Origin of the sequence: Vibrio sp. B7 (assembly GCF_963888765.1) — a bacterium.
GTDB lineage: Bacteria > Pseudomonadota > Gammaproteobacteria > Enterobacterales > Vibrionaceae > Vibrio > Vibrio anguillarum.
This window is the reverse complement of the sequence record NZ_CAWPKR010000037.1, coordinates 193,467-214,650: the sequence shown is the minus strand read 5'-3', so window position 1 is coordinate 214,650 and position 21,184 is coordinate 193,467. Positions and strand designations below refer to the sequence as shown.

15 protein-coding genes and 2 tRNA genes are annotated in these 21,184 nt (G+C 44.9%); 11 read left to right on the top strand and 6 right to left on the bottom strand.

What is annotated here, in order from left to right:
- Window positions 1-4 precede the first annotated feature (4 nt).
- The 5 genes from AACV32_RS14685 to AACV32_RS14665 all read right to left on the bottom strand — a co-directional run bounded on the left by AACV32_RS14685 (window position 5) and on the right by AACV32_RS14665 (window position 5,088).
- Window positions 5-1,141, bottom strand: coding sequence for an ABC transporter permease (locus AACV32_RS14685; protein WP_129532555.1), 1,137 nt, complete (start codon window positions 1,139-1,141; stop codon window positions 5-7).
- The gene (locus AACV32_RS14680; protein WP_170895353.1) at window positions 1,134-2,282 is read right to left on the bottom strand and encodes an ABC transporter permease; all 1,149 of its coding nucleotides are present in this window, start codon (window positions 2,280-2,282) and stop codon (window positions 1,134-1,136) included. Before AACV32_RS14680 ends, AACV32_RS14685 begins: the two co-directional genes overlap by 8 nt.
- A gap of 5 nt (window positions 2,283-2,287) precedes the next feature.
- Window positions 2,288-3,262: an HlyD family secretion protein gene (locus tag AACV32_RS14675; protein ID WP_017042989.1), complete on the bottom strand. Its 975-nt coding sequence runs from the start codon at window positions 3,260-3,262 to the stop codon at window positions 2,288-2,290.
- Window positions 3,259-4,689 (bottom strand): TolC family protein, encoded by a 1,431-nt coding sequence (locus tag AACV32_RS14670; RefSeq protein ID WP_170895352.1) that lies wholly within the window; start codon window positions 4,687-4,689, stop codon window positions 3,259-3,261. Before AACV32_RS14670 ends, AACV32_RS14675 begins: the two co-directional genes overlap by 4 nt.
- A 144-nt stretch (window positions 4,690-4,833) precedes the next feature.
- Window positions 4,834-5,088 carry a hypothetical protein gene (locus tag AACV32_RS14665; RefSeq protein ID WP_013856662.1) on the bottom strand — a complete coding sequence of 85 codons (255 nt, stop codon included), beginning with the start codon at window positions 5,086-5,088 and terminating at the stop codon, window positions 4,834-4,836.
- Window positions 5,089-5,448: 360 nt separating this feature from the next.
- Here AACV32_RS14665 and AACV32_RS14660 point away from each other — a divergent pair, with 360 nt between their 5' ends.
- The 7 genes from AACV32_RS14660 to AACV32_RS14630 all read left to right on the top strand — a co-directional run bounded on the left by AACV32_RS14660 (window position 5,449) and on the right by AACV32_RS14630 (window position 17,948).
- Window positions 5,449-7,068 carry an ATP-binding protein gene (locus AACV32_RS14660; RefSeq protein WP_017049143.1) on the top strand — a complete coding sequence of 540 codons (1,620 nt, stop codon included), beginning with the start codon at window positions 5,449-5,451 and terminating at the stop codon, window positions 7,066-7,068.
- The gene (locus tag AACV32_RS14655; RefSeq protein ID WP_170895351.1) at window positions 7,065-7,745 is read left to right on the top strand and encodes a response regulator; all 681 of its coding nucleotides are present in this window, start codon (window positions 7,065-7,067) and stop codon (window positions 7,743-7,745) included. Before AACV32_RS14660 ends, AACV32_RS14655 begins: the two co-directional genes overlap by 4 nt.
- Window positions 7,746-7,902: 157 nt before the next feature.
- The gene (locus tag AACV32_RS14650) at window positions 7,903-8,682 is read left to right on the top strand and encodes a substrate-binding periplasmic protein (protein WP_170895350.1); all 780 of its coding nucleotides are present in this window, start codon (window positions 7,903-7,905) and stop codon (window positions 8,680-8,682) included.
- A gap of 24 nt (window positions 8,683-8,706) precedes the next feature.
- Window positions 8,707-9,681 (top strand): chemotaxis protein, encoded by a 975-nt coding sequence (locus tag AACV32_RS14645; RefSeq protein ID WP_170888357.1) that lies wholly within the window; start codon window positions 8,707-8,709, stop codon window positions 9,679-9,681.
- Between the two features lie 160 nt (window positions 9,682-9,841).
- Window positions 9,842-10,660, top strand: a complete 819-nt coding sequence (locus tag AACV32_RS14640) for a hypothetical protein (RefSeq protein ID WP_249339502.1) — start codon at window positions 9,842-9,844, stop codon at window positions 10,658-10,660.
- 390 nt (window positions 10,661-11,050) lie between these two features.
- Window positions 11,051-16,972, top strand: a complete 5,922-nt coding sequence (gene pulA / locus AACV32_RS14635) for a pullulanase-type alpha-1,6-glucosidase (protein ID WP_170895349.1) — start codon at window positions 11,051-11,053, stop codon at window positions 16,970-16,972.
- 304 nt (window positions 16,973-17,276) lie between these two features.
- Window positions 17,277-17,948, top strand: coding sequence for a DUF2726 domain-containing protein (locus AACV32_RS14630; protein WP_170895348.1), 672 nt, complete (start codon window positions 17,277-17,279; stop codon window positions 17,946-17,948).
- Here the strand turns inward: AACV32_RS14630 and AACV32_RS14625 are convergent.
- On the bottom strand, window positions 17,936-18,997 hold the full coding sequence (locus AACV32_RS14625) for a GGDEF domain-containing protein (protein WP_170895347.1): 1,062 nt from the start codon (window positions 18,995-18,997) through the stop codon (window positions 17,936-17,938). The two genes, AACV32_RS14630 and AACV32_RS14625, sit on opposite strands and share 13 nt — an antisense overlap.
- Before the next feature lie 272 nt (window positions 18,998-19,269).
- Here AACV32_RS14625 and AACV32_RS14620 point away from each other — a divergent pair.
- The 4 genes from AACV32_RS14620 to AACV32_RS14605 all read left to right on the top strand — a co-directional run bounded on the left by AACV32_RS14620 (window position 19,270) and on the right by AACV32_RS14605 (window position 21,171).
- Window positions 19,270-19,346: transfer RNA gene (locus AACV32_RS14620), tRNA-Val, on the top strand.
- A 37-nt stretch (window positions 19,347-19,383) separates the two neighbouring features.
- Window positions 19,384-19,460: transfer RNA gene (locus AACV32_RS14615), tRNA-Val, on the top strand.
- A gap of 283 nt (window positions 19,461-19,743) precedes the next feature.
- Window positions 19,744-20,796, top strand: a complete 1,053-nt coding sequence (locus AACV32_RS14610) for a lactonase family protein (RefSeq protein WP_170895346.1) — start codon at window positions 19,744-19,746, stop codon at window positions 20,794-20,796.
- Window positions 20,797-20,808: 12 nt separating this feature from the next.
- Entirely contained in the window at window positions 20,809-21,171 is a 363-nt protein-coding gene (locus tag AACV32_RS14605) for a RidA family protein (RefSeq protein WP_064625364.1), read from the top strand.
- The last annotated feature ends 13 nt before the right edge of the window (window positions 21,172-21,184 follow it).

The window sequence follows — 21,184 nt, the reverse complement described above, 5'->3', positions numbered from 1 at the left end:
TTAATTAACGCTTCCGCTGGAGTTGGTAAAAAGCAAGGGCTCCCCAACCAAACACTTGCACCCACAAGATCCCCCACTGAGTGCTGATTTGATCCCATGATGCGCCCATTTGGTTCAAACTGAGAAAACTCTGAATGGCAGGCGTACTTGGAAAGAGGTTGGATATCCAAATGATAGGGCGTGGAATTGCTTCTAACGGCCAAATAAAACCAGCTGAAAAAATCAGTGGCATTGAGCTGATTAATACCACTAACGTCACCAATTCTCGCCGCGGTGTAACTGAACCAAGCCAAATGCCGCATAGGCAAGAGGCCAGTAAGAAAGGCAGTAGAAGTAGCAATAAATGCCCCGCACTGGCGAGGGTGTTGATACCATGTGAGGTAAAACTGGCACCAAAGTAGTACATGCTGAGTAGATAATAAACAGCAACAAGAACAATGCTGCGTACCAATATTAATCGTAGTGGTGTGGTATGACTCCAATAGCCATTTCCGTGCTTTTGTGTTCCGCCCATTAATCCTGCCGCCATGATCATGGTTTGTTGTAAGATCAGAACAAACACCGCTGGGACAACGTAATCAACATAACCCATGCGTGGGTTAAAGGTCGGTTTTAGGTTGATGCTTGTGGCGGAATAGTGCTGAGCGGCCAGAGAAAGCGGTTCTCCTTCCATCACTAAACGTGACACTTTACTTTTCGCGGCTAAGGTTCCACCAGCTTGCGATAAGCCCTCAACGATGGTGCCGTACACTAGAAAGTAAGAGGCATCGCCAGCGTAGGCCAGTGTTGGACTTTTCCCAAGCAGTAGGTCTTTATAAAAATGTTCAGGAATCACTAAAATACCGCTAACTTTGCGGTTAAGAAACGCCTGCTTGGCATCTTCAATGGTACTGTCTCGTTGAATCACTTTGACTTGTGGCGTTGCGTCAACCATGCGTTCTAGTTGGTAACTGGCTTGGCTTTTATCGAGATTGACTATCGAGAGTGTCTGCTCGCGTGGAGTTTGCTGCGTATAAGGCAAAGGGTATAAAAAGGAGTAAAAAACCACGCCACCAAAGACAGTCAACAGCACCACAGGGTTAGTGAATAGCGCTTTTAGCTCTGCTTTCAGTAGAGCAATGAATCGCGTAGTTTCAGTCATGGTTGATTCGCTCGGCTTGCTTGTGTTTACGGATAAGAATCAAAGTGAGCAGCAGCGGCAATGCATAGCCCAGCATTGGCACTAAATACTTAAGTGATGACAGCAATTCAGCTTTATAACTTACTTGGCTTACTTGCACTTCAATGTAGTGACTCACTGGCAGCAGGCTTCGCCACCACTGCGCTAGAGTATTCATATCCGTCACTGGGAACGTAATGCCCATAAACGCAAAACTTGGTGCGGTAAAAGCGCCAGCAAAACTCATCGCTCTTGCCGGATCGAGTGTTAGAAAGAAAAAGAGTGCGCCCATGATCATACAGGCGAGCGTCATTGCAAGTTGTGCGATAATCAATAGAGCAAAACTGCCGTGCATTGGCCACATTAATATTTGATAAAACCAGATTAAAAAACCAATCCCTTGCAGCATAAAAATCGGCAGATAACGCATCAATGTTAGCGTTAAAATTCGTAATGGCTTTTCTCCAAGCCACATTTGCAAACCAAAGTGACGATGGTTTGCTGCCAAAATCATAATGGTACTGACCACGACAACGATTTGCCAAAGAGCGGGTACAACCGCCGAGACTAAAAATTGCGCATAGTTTGTATTGAGATTAAACAGGGGCGTAATCTGTGTCCTGATTGGTACGGCTCGCCCCATCGCACTCAATGTGGTTTGTTGGCTAGTCGCTAGGTTTTTTACGACATCCACTTGGGCATTGAACGTACTTTGTGCTTGAACAATAGCAGAGTTGATCAATCGTCCAACCAAAATGTATTGGCTATTGAAGAAGGTCGATACTTGTGGCTGCTCACCACGAAATATTGATTTATCAAATTGATACGGAATGACAACGTACGCATAAATGTCACTTTCAATTAACGCAGTTTTGGCTTGATTGACATCTTGGAACTGGTGCGTGACTGCCATAGTCGAGGTTGCATCGAAATCTCTTATCAATTGACGTGACAATTGGCTGTGAGACAAATCGACCACGCCAATCGGCAGATCGCGCACTATCCCTTGTGAGAAAATCCACCAAATACTGAATGCCAATACTATTGGTATCCAGCTTAGGCTAGACAATAGCCAAGGATCATGGCGCAGCAGAGGCCATTGAGGGCGAACCTGAATCGACATAAGGCTTATAGCTCAACCACTAAACTCATTCCCATACGCAAACCTTCGACAGGTGTGGTAGGGCGAGCTTCGATTTCAAAGGTGCGTAAATCAAACCCTTGTGAGGCGTCTGTTGATCGCCATGTGGCGAAATCACCCATCACTGCAATGTGGGAAACGATAAATTCTACTTTGGCTTCTAAAGCAGGTAAGTAAGCCGTAAATGTTGTGCCTTTCGTAAAATGCTTGAGTTGATCTTCGCGTACGTTGAGCACCGCCCATGAGTCTTGGGTATCCACGACAGTGACGACAGGGAAGCCCTGTGGAGCCAGTTCGCCGCTTTGCAGCAGTACTTGGGACACTTCACCGTCAAACCAACTCTCAATTTTAGTATCCGCGGCATAAGCTTCAACTTCCGCTACGGCACCAGCAGCCATACGTTCTTTTTCCGCGGCAGCGAGTTTAGTTTCAGAGCGTGCGCCTTCTTTGGTCATTTGATACATCTGAAAAGCGGCGCTTTCAGTATATTTAGCGGCCTGCCATTGGGTATTCGCTTCATCACGCTTTTGTTCAGCGACGACACCATCACGGTAAAGATTATTGACACGCAAATAGGTTTTTTCCATTAAATCCGCTGCGGCTTTGGCTTTAAGCCATTGATCTTTTGCCGCTTGGATCTGCTGATCGCGTGCGCCTGTTTCTGCTTCTTTAGCCAGTGCGCCCGCCGCTTTTTGACCCGCAATCGCTTGATCTAATTTGGCTTCAATTTCAGGGCTGTGCAGCGTGAAAATGAGCTGGCCACGTTCAACGCTATCGCCTTTGCGCACCAGTACCTGATCAATACGGCCGGGAACTTTTGAGGAAATACTGTATTGTTGAGATTCAATTTGACCTTGTAAGCGGACAGGTTTAGGTTGAGATGCTTGGTAAAAGCGATAGCCTACCCAAGAGATCGCCACCACAGCAGCAAGAGCAATCAGTGTTGGTTTTACGGCTTTCATAAGGCATCCTTTTGAGCAGGTGATTCGTGAGTCATTGATGAGTGCAACAAAATCGCTGATTGTGTGTAGATAGGGAAAGTATTCATTTCACTGGTCAATGCCAGTAACTTATTTAAAGAAAGTAAGTAGTTGAAGCTGGCTAATGACTGTTGCGTTTTTATACTAGCAAGGTAGAGCTCTGCATCCACTACATCTAAAGACGTTGCTAAACCCTGACTGAATGCCTTTTGGCGTAGGTTCAGGTTTTCATTAGCCAGTGTGAGACTTGAGTTTAGTCCCATCACTTCTTCCAATGCTTGTTCGGCTTCCAAATAGGTTTTTTCCACCAACACGCTCAAGTCTTGCTTAGCTTGCGCCTTTAAGTAACGTACTTGTGAGACCGCGCTGTGCGCTGCTTTGACTTGATCGCTGCGACCCGATGTTTCAATTAACGGAATGTTGACCCCAATACCCACTAACCAATCCGGTTTCATTTGGCTGGCCAGCGAATCGTCTTCATGTAGGCTGTAATCACCGTAAAGGTAGACTTCTGGATAGTATTTGCCTTGTTCAGCTTTGATCAAGCTGCTTGCTTGCTTTTCTTTTGCTTCAAGTAGTGCCAAGCCCGGATAGGTATTGAGCGTTTGCTCCACAAAAACAGAGAGTGGCGGTAAACGGTCATTGACAAACAGTGAACCACTTGGCTCGACTTTTTCTGTTTGACCTAGAATTTGGGTTAGTGCGCTTTGGGCAATATCTAAGGTTTTTTGTGCTTTTTTGCGTTCAACCGTTGCTTTATCTAATGAGGCTTCAGCTTGTAGCCGTTCCACATGGGCAATTTGTCCTTGTTGCTCTAACTTTAGTGCATTATCACGGTGCTTGGTTAACCCTTGCTCAACGGCTTGGCGAGTCACTAAAACCTCTTTTGCCAAAAGAACACTAAAGTAATATTTGCTCAAGTCTTCATAGCGCGCTTGTGTTTCCATTGCGAGCTGGCTTTGTGCTTCTTCTTTTTTACCTTCCGCAGCGGCTTGTGCGGCGCTGATCCGTCCGCCTGTAAAAATGGGCCAAATAGCGCGAATCGAAGAGCTGAAAATATCACGTTCGGTGATGGTTGATGTGATGGAGCCAGCACTGGCGAATATCGGTCCTAAACCTAAAGATGATGGGATAGATTGCCCAGTGCTATCGAATATCTGCTTTCCTGACAAAGTAACATCTTGGTCTAAACGCGTGTAGTTTGCACCAATAGAAACAGCAGGCAAATTGAGACTGTCTGTGGAATTTTCAATATGCTGATAGCGTTCGACATTTGCCCGCCCAGCGGCAAGTGAATTATTGCTCTGTTGCAAAAGATCCCATGCTTGTTGAAAGGAAATCGGCGCGGCGAAAGAAGGGGCTGCACCAAGCAGAGTAAAGACGAATAGGCTGAGTGTTTTCGCTTTCATGCTAAGCTCGAGTAATAGTAATTAGAGTTAATGCTCTAGTTTTTTGCTGCGGAAGTCAACAGTGCGATGGGTTGAAATGTCGAAACAACAGCAAGTGATATGCGCTAGCATGAAGCGCATATCACCAAAATTCAATATTTAAATTTAATACTTATGGTAAGAAGGGCAGAGATAATCGGCCCGCCAAACCAATTTTTTGCTACCTCTCACGTTTGTACTGCCTTGCATCGTGGTCAGTACGTCCTTACCCGACATCTGCGGGAAAGCGAGCAGCACTCTCAGGTCATCATTTGACTCAGTCGCTATTTCTTCATAAGCCCGAACGTGAGTAAAGGTTGACTGTAAATGGTTAAACAGCATATCTCGGGAAAGGCAAATTCCAAAGGCATCGCGTTTCATTGTAAGTGTCCTTCTGACAATGTTATGAATGGAATCGATAGCAATTGGTATGGTTATTATAGGGCTATCTTTTTGTGAGGTTTCCTCATCATCTTCTTCACTGCACAATTAGTATACAAATGCTTTGGCATTATAAGATAAAATTTTTCTAAAATAGGCGTGATATAGATCACGAAATAACCATGATAATTTTTTATAAAACCTTGTGCATATTCTGCTTGGCAAGTCTTCGAAATAGATTGCAATAAAACGAACCAAAATGGTGCGTGGAATGCGTAGTATTGTTCACAGTTATTCGTTTCTCTCTTCGCTCAAATGTTAAATAAGTGTTAGCTTGTATGCAGAGTTAAAGAGGGATTTATGGTGTGGAGTAGTATCAGTTTTCGTAAGCGTATGCTGATCATAATGACCCTTTCAGGGTTGATTGAATTACTGCTGTTAGTTGCCGCTGGTTTTGTGTACATCAAACATTCTCAAGAAGAAGAGATGGGCTTAAAGGCTTTGGGGGTTGCTTCATTTCTTGCACAAACTCCATCAGTGGTCGATATGCTTGAATCTGGTAGTGGGGTGGATCACCAACAGCGTTATCGAGAGTTAACAAAATTAATCGGTGCAACCTTCATTGTTATCGGCGATCAACATGGGATCCGCTTAGTCCATCCTGTTGATGAACGAATTGGTCTTCCCATGAAAGGGGGAGATAATGATCAAGCTTTGCTACATGGTGAGTCATACGTTTCTTTTGCTCAGGGTTCATTGGGTAAATCCGTGCGTGGAAAATCGGCGGTGAAAAATGCCCAAGGACAAATCGTTGGTGTGGTGTCAGTTGGTTACTTAATAGAACGACTACAAGATAAAATTGAACCTTTTCTCATCTATCTAATTGGGATGGCACTGCTGGTAGTGCTGGCGAATGCTGTACTTTCCAGCTACGCCTCACGCCGTTTTCAGAAAGCGATACTCGGTTTTGAACCAGAAGAGATTGGCCGATTGTATGTCGAACTCGATGTCACCATGAGTACCTTAAAGGAAGGCATTTTAAGTATTGATGAGGCGGGTATTCTTCGTTCCATTAATAAAAGTGCGTGTGAGATTTTGGCGATTAACCGAGAGAAAGCACTGAATCAACCACTTTCTCTGTTTCTGCCTGAAAGTGATCTCATGAGTGTTATTGAAAGTGGCACGCCTGATCACGACATCGAGCTGTACCTCAATCAACAGCGTCTGATCGCCAATCGAAGTCCGATTATTGTTGACGGTAAAGTGGTTGGGGCGGTGTCCAGCTTCCGCCTCCGAGATGAAATCAACGAGTTAACCGAGCAACTCTCCCAAACCAAAGAGTATGCTGAAATGCTGCGCTCTCAAACTCACGAACATCGCAACAAACTCAACACCATCAGTGGGCTTGTACAGATGGGAGAGCTGGAAGCGGTTCAGCATTTAATCGGCCAAGAAACGGCTCATTACCAATCGCTCATTGAATTTCTACGCGAGACAGTTAGAGATCCACTCATTGCCGGAATGCTGCTGGGTAAAACTGAGCGGGCTCGTGAACTTGGTTTGGAGTTAGTCGTTGAAGAGGGATCGCGTCTAGAACCTTTGCCGCAGCGTATCAATGCCGAAGATATCGTCACCATCTTGGGTAACCTGATTGACAATGCATTTGATGCGACACTCACGATGATCCGCAATGAAAAACGGGTGATACAAGAACGACGCATCATTGAAGTGTCACTCAGCGATTATGGTGCCGAAATTATTCTTGAAGTGGATGATAAAGGGTGTGGTTTACCCGAACAAATGTCGCCACAGCAATTGTGGCAAAAGGGAGTATCTAGCAAAGCAAAACATAACCGAGGTGTGGGTTTACACCTGGTAAAACAGTTAGCTGATCGCTATCAAGGGCAGCTAGAAATGAAAAGTAATCAAGATGTTGGAACAAGAGTTACGGTTTATCTGCCTAAGGAAGAACAAGTATGAATACCCGTGTCATGATCATTGAAGATGATATCGCGATTGCGCAATTACATCATCGTTACCTGACACAAATTGAGGGATTTGAAGTCATTGGCATTGCAACGACTCACGCCGATGCCCAATTGCAGTTAGATATCCTCAAACCCGATTTAGTATTGCTGGATGTTTATCTACCGGATGGTACGGGGCTCGATCTCTTACAGAAAGTTCGAGGCAATAACCAAGGCTGTGATGTAATTTTGATTACTGCAGCGCGCGATGTTGAAACGCTACAACAGGCAATGCGTGGTGGCGTAGTTGATTACTTGCTCAAGCCAGTCATGTTTCCCCGTCTTGAATCGGCATTGAAAAAATACCAAACCCAACAATTAGAGCTGGGCTCCGTGGCTGATGTTGACCAAAACGTAGTTGATAAAATGTTGACAGCCAATACCAGTGAGCTTCTCACTCATCTGCGTCTTCCCAAAGGAATTGATGGGGTTACGCTAGACAAAATACGCCATCTTTTTAATACACCATGCAGTTTGACCGCGGACGAAGCGGGAGAGAAAATTGGCGCAAGTCGAACCACGGCAAGGCGTTATCTGGAATATTTAATCAGCAGTGGTGAGCTGACCGCCGACTTAAATTACGGCACGGTTGGTCGCCCGGAGCGTTGCTACAAAAAAGTTGTGCGTTAGACAAAGAGATTTAATGGGTTAACTGCATGAAATTTAATGCTATTTAATCACGTTGTTTGTATTGTTGATGATGAATGCTTGCGATGAACTAGACGGCGTTTCAAACCCCATCTAAAGTTTAAGAACAAAAGGCAGATAACATCATGTAGGAGAGAGGATGAACGTAATCAAATATCTGCGTACTATTCTACCTATGTGGCTAATCAGTGTGTTGGCATCATCACCTGCTTATCCCGCTAGTCTTGAAACACTAACGTATTATACAGAGGCCTATCCCCCTTTTAATTTTATGAATCAGGGCAAAATCACTGGAATTTCGGTTGATTTACTCCAAGAAGCAGCTAAATTCTCAGGACATGACGTATTATCGAGCCAGATCGTATTGCAACCGTGGGCTCGTTCTTACCGCTCTGCCATTTTGAAAAAAGACGGAGTACTTTTCTCGACAACAAGGACGTCACACAGAGAGGAATTATTTCATTGGGTAGGCCCAATTGATGACATCAAAGTTTCGGTAATTGCACGTAAAGGCAGTAATATCAAACTTGGGGAACCTTTAGAAATTACCTCCTATAAAATCGGGGTGATAAAAGATGACGTCGGCGAACAAATGCTGTTGCAATATGGTGTTCCGAGAGATTCCATGCAAGAAGCGACCGATGTCACTATGCTGGCAGAGCAGTTAGTGAAAAAGCGTATTGATTTGATTGCATACGATGAAAGGTCAGCCCATTGGTGGATAAAACAAGCAGGATATACACCAGATCAATTTGAAACACTTTATGTGTTAAAGCAGGGATTACTTTACTATGCTTTTAATAAAAATATAGACCAAACACTATTAGACGATTTACAAATCGGTATTGATAAAGTAAAGAACACGGTTAATGAAGACGGTGTTAATCGATATCAAGCCATATTAAACAAATACCAATAACCATTCTTAAGATTAGTGACCAGTATGAGCAACCCAAGTAGTACAATTTTGACAGAGAGTGGTACCAACGAACTTGAGATTATTGAGTTCCATTTAGAAAAGGTACTGCCAGATGGACGCACGAAAACCTGCTATTACGGCATTAACGTTGCGAAAGTTAGGGAAGTGATACAAGTTCCTGATACCACCGATTATCCCAATGCTCAGCCGCATATGATCGGTGTATTTTCGTCACGTGATGTACTAACTCCGTTAGTTGATCTTGCCGGTTGGCTTGGTGTGCCTACTAATCCAAGCCTTGATCGAAAGTTTGTTATCGTGACGGATTTTAACCGCATGACCAATGGCTTTTTGATTGACAGCATTAGTCGTATTCACCGTATTTCTTGGAACGATGTTGAATCGCCGAGTCAGTTTTTAGAAGCGGGTGAGCAAGATTGCGTCGTGGCGGTTGTTCGCAAAGACGGCAACCTGATCATGATTTTGGATTTTGAGAAAATCATCGCTGACATCAACCCTGAATTGAGTATGGAAAAATACGATGTCACGGTGGACAGATCGGTCGACCTCAACCAAAAAATGATCAGCAAACGTAATGCGAAAACCATCATGGTGGTGGATGATTCGGCTTTTATCCGAAGCTTAATACAAGACACATTAAGCTCTGCAGGCTACAACATTATTGCGTGTAAAGACGGTGGTGAAGCCTATGAGAAATTGATGGAAATTGAAAAAGTAGCCAAGTCCGAAAACGTACCCGTGGCAGAGTTAGTGAATGCGATCGTAACGGATGTAGAAATGCCGCGCATGGATGGTATGCACTTATTGAAGCGCTTGCGTGACAGCGAAACTTATAAAACAACGCCGATAGTGATGTTCTCCTCGATCATGAGTGATGATAACCGAGCAAAGGCATTAGCACTGGGTGCTGATGATACCTTGACCAAACCCGAAATTGGCAAAATGGTTACCCTGATGGATAAGTATGTGTTTGCTTGATTTTAGAGTGGCCTATCTTTAGTCAGTAAAGGAGAGTCTCATATGAGGCTCTTTTTATTTATCACCAGCCACATCTTTTATTTGCAATCGAATGCCGCCGCACATAAACCAATCAAAGGGGCTATAGTTTAGATAGGAAAATATTTTGGAGGTAGGCAGTATGAAGCGAACAAGTAATATGCGAATGACTATGCTGATTTTCTTGGGTTCTATTGCTTTACACACCCAAGCAATTGCATCAGAAATGTCGTTAACCTTACATTTGCCAACACTACAAAATAATACCCATGCTTATTATCATGAGTTATTGCAAAAATCGCTTGAGGAGCAGGGGGTGAAGGTCAATATAATTATTACGCCGGACCATGTACCTCAAAAACGAATTAGTAAAATGGTTGAAAATAATCAATTATCACTGATGTGGTTTTTACAAACTCAAGAACGAGATGAGCGTTATGCGGGCATAAATGTTCCATTGACCAAAGGACTGATTGGTAAACGTATTTTGTTGATTCCACCTCAATTACAACGAACGTTTGATACTATTCATTCGCTTAATGATTTACAAAAGGCGGGATTAACCGCTGGGTTAGGCGTTAATTGGTATGATGTTGAGGTCTGGCGCAATAATAGCTTAAAAGTGTATCAACAAGACGGTGAATGGCGAAATCTCTATCAAAAACTATCTGCAGAAGGGCCGATTCACTATTTTCCAAGAGGCATGAATGAAGTTTCCGATGAAGCTAAATCACTTCCGTATCTGGCCATTGAACAGCACTTGATATTGCAATATCAAAGCGATTTCATTTTTTATCTTAGCCAAGAAACAAAGCGATATCAGCCGATCATTGAGCGTGCCCTACGCAAAGCTCAAACTGGTGGTTTAATGGACAAATTGATTGAAAAACATTGGCGTAGCAGTTTAGAAGCACTGCATCCTGAAAGTCGTACCATCATTCATTTAGATATCCCTCAATAGGCTATTTTTAGGTTCAAGGCTTGGCTATTTTTCCATGTTCAGGCCTCAGCTATGAGACTAAGATCAAACTCTATTAGATTGGTCAAAATGTAATATTCTTTCACACTTCATGATTCCTCATTCTACGCTTTGTCTTTCCGATCACGTTTTTATCTTGCTCTCGCTGCTTTCCTTTCATCTCATTTACCCTGAGCGTGAGTGAACTCTGTGTTTTTCTTCTCCTCCCTTGGCTCTACGCCCTGAGAGCAAAATGGCAAGGGGGAGGTAATTGGCGGTGTCAAAATTATAACGTTAGCTTAGGTAGATATAGGCATATGTCTACTGATTTATAGGTTTTCTGCCAGCAGTGAGAGCAGGACGAGCACTAACGTTATAAAACGGATTACAACAATGAAAACAAACCTAACGAGAATGACTTTAGCGTTTGCTTCAATTGGTATGCTAGCGGGTTGTAATGACTCGTTAGACGTTCAAGTCATGGATGGGTATTTAACCAATGCCCAAGTTTGGCTGGATGTGAACGGCAATCGTCAATTTGAACAAAACGAACCTCAAGCGTATACCGACCAAAAAGGTATCGCAAAAATTAACGTGGCGGGGCTGCGTGGTGACGTAAAAAATTATTATCTGATGGCTTCTGCTATCAAGGGAAAAACCGTTGACCAAGATATTCCCACCGTCAAAGCGGCGCGCAATTATTTAATGATGGCGCCAGCAAATTATCCGGTGATCAGCCCTTTTACGACTTACCTCAGCGTGCAGATGCAAAATGGTAAGCGAGAGAGTAAAGCGTTGGCTGAGCTGAAAAAGGCGCTGCGTATTCCAACTCTGGATGTCAAAGCGGATTATGTCGATAATCACATCTTGGTTGCTCAATCTGCTAAAGCGCTAGCGCAACTGCTACCTGCTACTATCGATGACTCCAGCTTGCCTGAATTGGCCAATACCTTGAAAAAAGCCAGTAAACTGTTTGGCGATGAGATCAAAAAATCGCAGCGAGAAAAGAGCGATATTCGCGATAAAACACTGATGCTTGAAAATGGTGAGCCTGTTATTGGCTTTGATAGCGATAGAGATGGCGTAGCCGATTTGATTGACCATTTTCCTTACGACATCCAAGAGAGTATTGACTCCGATAATGATGGCATTGGCGATCACGCAGACCTAGACGATGACAACGATGGCTGGCCTGATGAAACTGAATGGCGATTAGGGGCAGATCCTTATGACGCCTTAAGCTTTGCTGCCGATCTCGATGGCGATGGCATTGCGGATGTCGAAGATGATGATATTGATGGTGATGGCGTGAGCAACGCGCAGGATGTATTCCCACGAGATCGCTTAGAAAGCCTTGATACCAATAACGATGGGCTAGGGGATTTTGCCTCAAGCGACGATGACGGTGATGGCATCCCCGACAGTATTGATCCACAACCGAAACAGGCGGATAACTCGACAACCGAGCCGACCCCAACTTATCAAGAAGCGATCATTTACTACCTGCGTGATGACAATAATTATGACGGCTGGGGACTACACCTTTGGAACAACGGTAGCTGTGATTCTGTTTCTGAATCTGCGCTTAATAGTGTGGATTGGGGAAATCCTTACTTAGCCTCAGAAATCGACCCGATTTATGGAGCGATATATCGCATTCCACTTAAAGCAGAACATGGCAACTGCATGAACTTTATTGTGCACAGTGGCAATAATAAAGCGCTGGGCGGCGATGATTTAGTGCTGGATTTTGTCAAAGGCAATACGCTTTATACGCGCCACGGTAGTGCGGTGTTGAACTACTCTCCGAATGAGCAAATTCAAGTTGCCATTGAGGGCGCAGCTGCACATTGGCTTGCGGTAAATCAACTGGCGTGGTTCGATCACAGCGAAGCGGCAAGCTATGAGCTTTGGAGCCGCGCACAAGGCAATGGTGATATCGCCCATCCTGAACAATTCATTCATTACCCATTAGCCTTGTCAGGCGTGACCAATAATGCGCATTTCCCACATTTAGCGGGTCGAACAGCCTTCACATTGGATGTGAGCAATGAACAAGCTAAAGCGCTATTGAAAACTCAGCTACTGACAGTGGCGAGAGATGCTGAAGGTAAAGTACTGGTTGCAACAAAAGTACAGATCCCAGGAATAGTCGATAATCTTTACACGGCGGGCAGCGATGATGCCGATGAAGCGAAACTTGGCGCGTGGATAGACGGTGATAGCGCGCATTTTTCGCTATGGGCTCCGACCGCGCAGCAAGTGGAGTTGTATCTGTATGATCAAGATAAAACCCTTCGCAGTACCTCACCGCAGATGATGGTTGAAGATCCAAATACCGGAGTTTGGCACTATCAAGGTGAGCGCTCGCTGAAAAACAGTTTCTATCGTTACCGCGTGCAGGCCTACCATCCTAAAACGGCGCAACTTGAATGGATGATGACGACCGACCCGTATTCGCAATCGCTCAGCACATCCAGCCTTTATTCTCAATTGGTGGACTTAACCGCAGCAGAGTCAAAACCGGACGATTGGGATGCTCAAATTATTCCTGAACTGAGTCATCCTGAAGATAACATTCTTTATGAAGTACACATTCGTGACTTCAGCAACAGTGATAGCAAAGGAACAGCGGAATACAACGGTAAATACCTCGCCTTCTTGGAAGAAGAACGTGACAGTGTTGCGCACCTGAAAAGTTTAAAACAAGCGGGTTTAACCACCATTCACTTACTGCCAAGCTATGATTTAGCGTCGATTCCGGAAGATGAGCAAAAGCGGGTCGATCTTAATGATACGGTCGCAAAACTGTGTGGTATTAACCCGCAAGCGTCACTCTGTTCTGATGGCACGTCGATGAGCGCGACCATACTTTCTCTGTTGGAAAAAACCGACCCGAATACACCGCAAGCACAAGCATTATTGGCGGATGTGCGGCCGCTTGACAGCTTCAACTGGGGTTATGATCCATTCCATTACAGCGCGCCAGAAGGCAGTTATGCAGTGCAAAGTGATGGTGTGTCACGGGTGAAAGAGTACCGCCAAATGGTGCAAAAACTGCATCAGCTTGGTTTTCGAGTCGTGCAAGATGTGGTCTACAACCATACCTACTCGTCAGGTTTGTATGACAAATCAGTACTGGATAAAACCGTGCCCGGTTATTACCACCGCTTGAACCCCATCACAGGTGCGGTTGAAAATTCTAGCTGCTGTGACAATACCGCTTCAGAAAACCGTATGTTCGAGAAACTGGTGGCCGATAGCGTCACGATGTGGGCGCAAGATTACAAAATCGACGGTTTCCGTTTCGATCTTATGGGACACTTGATGAAATCAAGCATGCTCAAGATTTATGAGGCGGCGAAAACGGTTGATCCTGACACTTGGTTCTATGGTGAAGGCTGGAACTTTGGTGAAGTCGCCAACGGTGCCAGAGGCGAAAATGCCACGCAATGGCCAATGGCTGGAACGGGAATAGGGACTTATAACGATCGCTTACGTGACGGTGTGCGTGGCGGTGGTCCATTTGATAGCGGTGAGGCGTTATTAACCACTCCGGGTTTTGCTAATGCAGGTGATCGATTTAGTGATGAGCTGAAATCGAAAATGGACTTAATTCGCTATGGCATGGCTGGCAATTTACAAGCCTATCCATTGCAAACCGCCAGCGGCATGACAGTGCTTGGCCGTGATTTCCAATACGGTGGCCAAGGCGCGGCCTATACACTTGACCCACAAGAGTCGATTAACTACGTCTCTAAACACGACAATCAAACCCTGTGGGACTTCAACCAATATAAAGCAAAAGCAGAAACCAGCTCAGCGGATAGAGCGCGCATGCAGATCATTGGTCTTGCGCCAGTAATGCTTGGGCAAGGTGTTCCTTTCTTCCATATGGGTTCAGAACTACTTCGCTCAAAATCGATGGCGCGCGACAGTTACGACAGTGGTGATTGGTACAACCGTGTTGACTTTAGCAAGCAGACCAACAACTGGAATGTCGGCTTGCCAAGAGCAGATAAAGATCAGGCCAACTGGAGTGCGATTCAAAGTGTGATAGCCAACCCCAATACGGTGGCTTCCGCGCAAGATATCGCATGGACAGACAATGCCTTCAAAGCCTTGCTGGCGATTCGTGCGCAAACACCGTTGCTCAAGCTAATCTCTGAGCAAGAAGTGTTAAATCGTGTTCGTTTCCATAATACGGGGCCAAATGCGCAGCCTGGCATGATTGTTATGTCGGTGAATGATGGTGTTTCAGCTGGTGCGGATCTCGACCCTAACGTTGAGGCCATCGTTGTCGCCATCAACGCTAATACCGCAGAGCAAAGTGTGGTTATTCCGAATGCGCAGCGCTTTGAATTACATCCTGTTTTACGCACAGCACAAGATGTGCGTGTTAAAGCGAGCCAGTTTAACAATGGCCGCTTTACCGTTCCAGCCTTAACGGCGGCAGTGTTTGTGATGCCGCAGCAGGGCGAGCAGGGTGCTGGCTTAAGCATTGATGCGCCACCAATTGATGTTGCACCTTATGGTTCAACCACGGTGTACGTGCGTGGTTCGATGAACGGTTGGGGAGTTTCAAATCCATTATCCTATCAGCAAAATGGTCTCTACACGTTTGAAGGTTATCTGACTCCCGGAGTGTATGAATTCAAAATTGCTTCTGAAGATTGGAGCACACTAAACCTTGGTTTTGGTGGCTTTAGTATCGCTAGCGGTTCCGCGACATTGGAAAATGCAGGAAATGGCAATATCAAGCTTACCGTAACAGAGCAAGGTGTTTGGAAGTTCACACTGGATGCATCCAACACATCGCAACTGGTGGTTGGCGTTGTGGATACGGGTGTTGACTACGCGTGTTATCAAGACAATAACCCCGCTTGTGATTTGCGAATTTATCAAGTGATGGTGGAATCCTTTGTTGATGGAGATTCAAACGCTGATTACGGCGTTGGTTACGGCAACTCGCACCACCGTGGTGATTTGCAAGGCATCATCAATAGCTTGGATTATATTGCTAGCTTGAACGTTAATGCGTTGTGGTTAACGCCAGTATTTGATTCCTGTGCGGGTCAAAATGGCGATGATAAGCTTGACGCTACTGGCTATTTTGCGTGTGATTATTTCAACGTAGATCCTAACTTTGGCAGCAACGCTAAACTAAAAGAGCTGATTGATCGTGCGCATGACAAAGGGCTGTATGTGTTATTGGATGGCGTATTTGGCCACACCAGCTCTGTTGGCGTGAAAGCGTCACCGAGCGGCAAGTTGCCTCAGCTTCATGACGGGGAAAGTGGTTATCCGGGCAAGTTGGTCACTTATCCTAGCCAAGCGAGTGAGGCATTTTTCACTGAAGTTGCCAGCTACTGGATCCGTGAGTTTGGCATTGATGGCTGGCGTTTAGACCAAGCGTATCAAGTCCCGCTTGAGAGCTGGCGTTCGCTGCGCGCGGCGGTTGAACAAGCATCGCAAGATAACCTCAATGCAGGGAAATCATGGGGCACATTAGGCTATATGGTCGGTGAAGTGTGGCAAGGGGCTGATGACATTACCCTAACTGCGTATGGCAGTGATGCAAACCCAGCGCTCTCCTCAGCCTTCAACTTTCCTTTACGCTATGGTGTGATGCAAGCACTAGCAGTGGAAGAATCTGGCGCAAGTGGTAGCGCTCTAAGTCTAGAAGCCAGTTGGAATAACCGAGCGAAATCGCCTTATCACGCCATGCCAAATCTAATGTTAGGTAATCATGATTTGGTTCGCTTTGGTGACCTGATCCAACGAGGTAATTTAGGTGATTATTATGCGCGACATCTTGCCGCGTTCAGTTTTCTTGCTGCTTATTCTGGGCCAATCACGCTTTACTATGGTGAAGAGATTGGGGATGAAGTCGAAAACTTTGCAGCGCAAGTGACACAAAATTGTGCCGCTGTTGGTTTGTGTGATGATCACGTTGCTCGTTCTAGTGGCAAAGTAGATGGTTCAAGCTTGTCACCACAACAGCAAGCGCTGAAAAACAGCGTCAGTCAACTAATGCTACTGCGCAGCCAATACCCGTCACTGGCTAAAGGGGAGCGGCGTAATGTCTGGATTGACGAGAGTTTGTACGCGGATCTCAAAGTGTACGGTGATGAGCAGATCCTCTATGTGCTGAACACCAGCACTGTGGAGCGGAGATTATCTCTTGATATGGGAAGCGTAAAAGCTGCGACTCAATTGAAGGATTTAATGACTGAAGAGACGATCGCCACGCAAATTGGTACAACGACAATCATCGCTCCGGCTTTAACTGGTCGCTTACTTCGACTGGATTAATCGTTAAAGCAATAAAAGCTCGCTGCGGCGAGCTTTTTCCTACTAAGACTCTCATTAATGAGCCTCTCGTTTGGTCATTGTCCATTGACAGAAAACACAAGTTGCGACATTCCACTCATTGGCGTAGCTTATCAACCTGAATGACACTCTGGTACACATTCTAGATTCAGCTTACAAGAGAGCCTGCGGCCATGTGGATTAGGTCACCCTCTTCAACAAATCCATAGTAATAAACTGGCCTTTGGGTGGTACTTCGTTTATTAATTAGCGAGTTAGCTAATTACTTCAAAATGGTTTTTATCGTATGACCAACATTTTTATCATTGTTGCACTGCTGGTGCTGTTTTTTGTCTTTATCCAAAAGTACGTGATCAAACACGACGATACCAAAGACTACGCTTATAAGAAGAAAGGGGCGTTACTCAATATGTCGGAAGGCGCCTTTCATAACGCGCTGAAATCTGCAGTAGGGGAACACGGTGTGGTGTTGGCTAAAGTTTCAATGGCCAACGTGGTTACCCCAGCGGTGAACTTGAATAAAAAGCAGTGGTTCATCGCCAATAACCGAATCGCCAAAAACTATTTTGATTTTGTGGTGTGTGATGCAAGAACCTTAGAGCCGCGAGTCATCATCGAGTTGGATAACGGAAAAGAACTGCATAAAGGCAAGGTAGAGCGTGAAAAATTGCTGATGCATGTGTGTAAGTCTGCCAACATTCCATTGATTGGTGCGAACATCAAACACAGCTACCAAGTGAGCAAACTTAGAAGGTTACTGGCCGCACATATTGATTTGATCGAAACCGATAAAGAAGTGCGTTTTTGCAAAAAATGTGGCAGCCCAATGGTGATAAAAATTGCCAGCCAAGGCGAATTCAAAGGTCGACGATTCTTTACGTGTAGCCGTCAACCACAGTGTACCTATACTGAAAATTATAATGTGGTGTATGAAGTCGGAGAGGATCAAGAACTCTGAGAAGCCCAAAGTGTCGCATCATTTTTGCTGTCATTGACTTGGCAAATACGAACTTGGTTACGTCCATTTTTCTTCGCTTTATAAAGCTCAACATCGGCTAATTTCAGTAGTACATCCAACTTGTCACCTTCACGGTATTCACAAATACCGACACTTAAGGTCAGTTGGATTCGCTTCGATCCATAAGCGTACAAATGTTGATTAATCGCCTCGCGTAATTTTTCTCCCACATGTTCGGCTTGCGCGATGCTGTTATTAAACAAAGTCACACAAAACTCCTCCCCGCCGATACGGTAGAGGTTATCGTCGCCCACAATTTGAGACATTACCTGCGTCGTATCGATCAGCACCTTGTCACCGGCATCATGCCCATGGGTGTCATTCACTTGCTTAAAATAATCAAGGTCAATCACTAAAAGGCACAGCGTCGTATCCACTTTATTTTGCACAAAGTGAGCGAAGGCATGAGTGAGTGCTAAACGATTGTGAGAGCCCGTCAACGCATCACGAGAAGCAAGATAGCGTAGTGAGTTTTCGGTTTTTTTACGGCTAGATTCAAAAATATGAGCCACTGTCCAAATTCCGCAGTAGCAAAGAAGCAGATTGATCATCAACGGGATTGGATCATAAGCTTCATTCCATAAGGCTTGATAATAAATGTTGAACAGTTGCGGAATGAGTGCGATGCCCGTAGCGAGGCGGCCATGCTTAACCCCTAGCAATAGATAAAAAAGTACTGGGAAAAACGTGGTCCATAAAAATAGACCATTACTTAAAGGCTGGATAAAAGTCCCTGCGCTGATAATAAAGACTAGAAAATAAACGTAGACACGAATATGAGTAGCTGAATGTGTTTGTTGCTTTGCAATCAAGTAAACGTAATAGGAGTAACACATGAAGACAAATTCTAATGCTGCTAGCCCGTAGCTGTAAGTGTAAAAAACGTTAAATAGGACGAAGAAAAATGCAATAGCGGTCAGCAGTAAGCTTAACCCACAAAGTACAGAGGCTCTCAAATGATGAGAATGATTGAATAATCGCACATCCATGTTACGTCACCGTATTGCATATCGAAGATATTGATAAAGCTTATAGTACGAGATAATTGGTCCGAATCAATGGATAATCTCACATAACTTATACAATGAAATAAATTGGACAGCTTACATCTATTGTTAATCCGGTTATTGTGCTTAAACCCAGAGTTGTGAATAAAAAACAGACAAGCTGGTGATAGATAAGCCAACTGGCTCAAAAACAAAGAAAATAGACTTGCACACAGCAAAAACAGCCGTTAATATCCACTCCGTTCTGAAGATATGCGTCCGTAGCTCAGTTGGTTAGAGCACCACCTTGACATGGTGGGGGTCGGTGATTCGAGTTCACTCGGACGCACCATTTCAGTTGCATGTATCATGCTCAAGAACAAAAATTTGGGTCTTTAGCTCAGTTGGTTAGAGCGTCTGGTCGACATCCAGAAGGTCGTTGGTTCGAATCCAATAAGACCCACCAAATTCAAACAAAGCCCGCCACGTGCGGGCTTTGTTGTATCTAAAAACCCACGCAACGTTATCGCGGAAAATTATTTAACAGCGAAGATGGATTTTATCCTCTAGGAAAAATAAACATTATTCCGAGCATGTTGTTCATTGATTATGTTCCGCAATCGCCCGATTGGATTTAAGTTTGGACTGTATGGCGGTTTTCATCACTGCCACACAGGCAGCTTAATTAAATTATCCCAGATTAAGGTGAAATTTGGGTATAGTGTTTTATTTTTGATGATAGGTGGAAAATGAGCACACACAATGCCGCGCGTTTTTACATTGGTACTTATACGGATGCACCAAGCAATAGTAACGGCGTTGAGCTGATTGAGCTTAACACCATCACGGGTGAACTTAGTGTTTTTCAAGAGGTGATGGCGACGCGTAACCCTTCCTACCTTCTTGAAACCACCAAGGGCTTTTACACTTTTAATGAGGTAGAAGCGAGCGACAACCCACAATTAATACACATTAACAAGGGCTCTGTTTCTCAAATGCCATTGTCTGGTAGCTATGCATGTCATCTTGCTATTGATACCAAGCAGCGCTATTGCGCCGTGGCGCATTATGGGTCGGGTAATGTGAACATTGTTCGTTTGGACGACACTGGCAAACCTGAGTCATGCATTGCTGATCTATGGATTAATGGTCAGGGGCCAAATGCAGAGCGCCAAACCTCACCTCACGCTCATCAGGTGGTTTTCCTTAAACAGTCGTCGCAACTGGTTGTGGTCGATTTAGGGAGTGATGCAATTCATTTTTTCGCCATCAACAGTGATAATCAGGCATTTTCATTGGTGCGAACTGTGGAGATGCCAGCGGGGAGTGGGCCGCGCCATGTGGTGTTTAATCACGCAGAAACCCGAGCTTTTGTGGTCTGTGAATTGTCGGAGACTTTGGTCACTTTAGTATTTTCCGGGACACAATGGCAAATAGAGGCTGAGTGCGATCTCTTGCCGAATGAGGCGAAAAGTGGAGCGGCTGCGGCGATTAAGTTGTCGCCCGATGAACGTTTTCTCTATGCTTCCTGCCGAGAGCAAAATAAAATCGTTCTTTTTGAACTATGCCAGCCACAACCGCAATGGATTGCCGCATTTGACGTCGGTGGCCAATTCCCGCGTGACTTCACTTTGTCTGCGGATGGAGATTGGTTGTTGGTTGCTAGCCAACATTCACACACAATCGCCAGTTATCGCCGAGATGAAACCACAGGCAGGTTGGTTGCCAGCGGCTTTAGCTGTAAAGTCGGCGCGCCAGTCTGTGTGATCGAACAGCACTGTTGCGAGTTATCTTTACCATAAAGAGAGAAATTAATGACTATTCATCGTATTAATCCAAGTAAACGTTGGTCTGACATTACCGTATTCAACGGCATTGCCCACTTTGTGGAAGTGGCTGATAGCGATACAAAAGCCGATATAAAAGGGCAGGTTGAGCAGATCTTAGCCCAAGCCGAGCAGCAGTTGACGGCGATCGACAGCGACAGAAGTCGCGTGTTATCGGTGACGATTTATGTCACGGATTTTGCTCATTTAGCCGCTTTGAATGAAGTGTGGGATAGCTGGTTTCCAGAAGGATGCGCACCAAGCCGAGCCTGCGTTCAAGCGCAATTGGCAAGCCCTGACTATCTGGTTGAGATGGCTTTTGTTGCCGCGGCTGGCCCAAAATTTCAGTAAATACGTTTCTTAC

Coding starts and splice junctions, on each gene's coding strand:
- AACV32_RS14650 (WP_170895350.1), top strand. CDS start 7,903: ATGAACGTAATCAAATATCTGCGTACTATTCTACCTATGTGGCTAATC.
- AACV32_RS14665 (WP_013856662.1), bottom strand. CDS start 5,088: ATGAAACGCGATGCCTTTGGAATTTGCCTTTCCCGAGATATGCTGTTT.
- AACV32_RS14605 (WP_064625364.1), top strand. CDS start 20,809: ATGACTATTCATCGTATTAATCCAAGTAAACGTTGGTCTGACATTACC.
- AACV32_RS14630 (WP_170895348.1), top strand. CDS start 17,277: ATGACCAACATTTTTATCATTGTTGCACTGCTGGTGCTGTTTTTTGTC.
- AACV32_RS14610 (WP_170895346.1), top strand. CDS start 19,744: ATGAGCACACACAATGCCGCGCGTTTTTACATTGGTACTTATACGGAT.
- AACV32_RS14625 (WP_170895347.1), bottom strand. CDS start 18,997: ATGGATGTGCGATTATTCAATCATTCTCATCATTTGAGAGCCTCTGTA.
- AACV32_RS14640 (WP_249339502.1), top strand. CDS start 9,842: ATGAAGCGAACAAGTAATATGCGAATGACTATGCTGATTTTCTTGGGT.
- AACV32_RS14655 (WP_170895351.1), top strand. CDS start 7,065: ATGAATACCCGTGTCATGATCATTGAAGATGATATCGCGATTGCGCAA.
- AACV32_RS14675 (WP_017042989.1), bottom strand. CDS start 3,262: ATGAAAGCCGTAAAACCAACACTGATTGCTCTTGCTGCTGTGGTGGCG.
- AACV32_RS14680 (WP_170895353.1), bottom strand. CDS start 2,282: ATGTCGATTCAGGTTCGCCCTCAATGGCCTCTGCTGCGCCATGATCCT.
- AACV32_RS14685 (WP_129532555.1), bottom strand. CDS start 1,141: ATGACTGAAACTACGCGATTCATTGCTCTACTGAAAGCAGAGCTAAAA.
- AACV32_RS14645 (WP_170888357.1), top strand. CDS start 8,707: ATGAGCAACCCAAGTAGTACAATTTTGACAGAGAGTGGTACCAACGAA.
- pulA (WP_170895349.1), top strand. CDS start 11,051: ATGAAAACAAACCTAACGAGAATGACTTTAGCGTTTGCTTCAATTGGT.
- AACV32_RS14670 (WP_170895352.1), bottom strand. CDS start 4,689: ATGAAAGCGAAAACACTCAGCCTATTCGTCTTTACTCTGCTTGGTGCA.
- AACV32_RS14660 (WP_017049143.1), top strand. CDS start 5,449: ATGGTGTGGAGTAGTATCAGTTTTCGTAAGCGTATGCTGATCATAATG.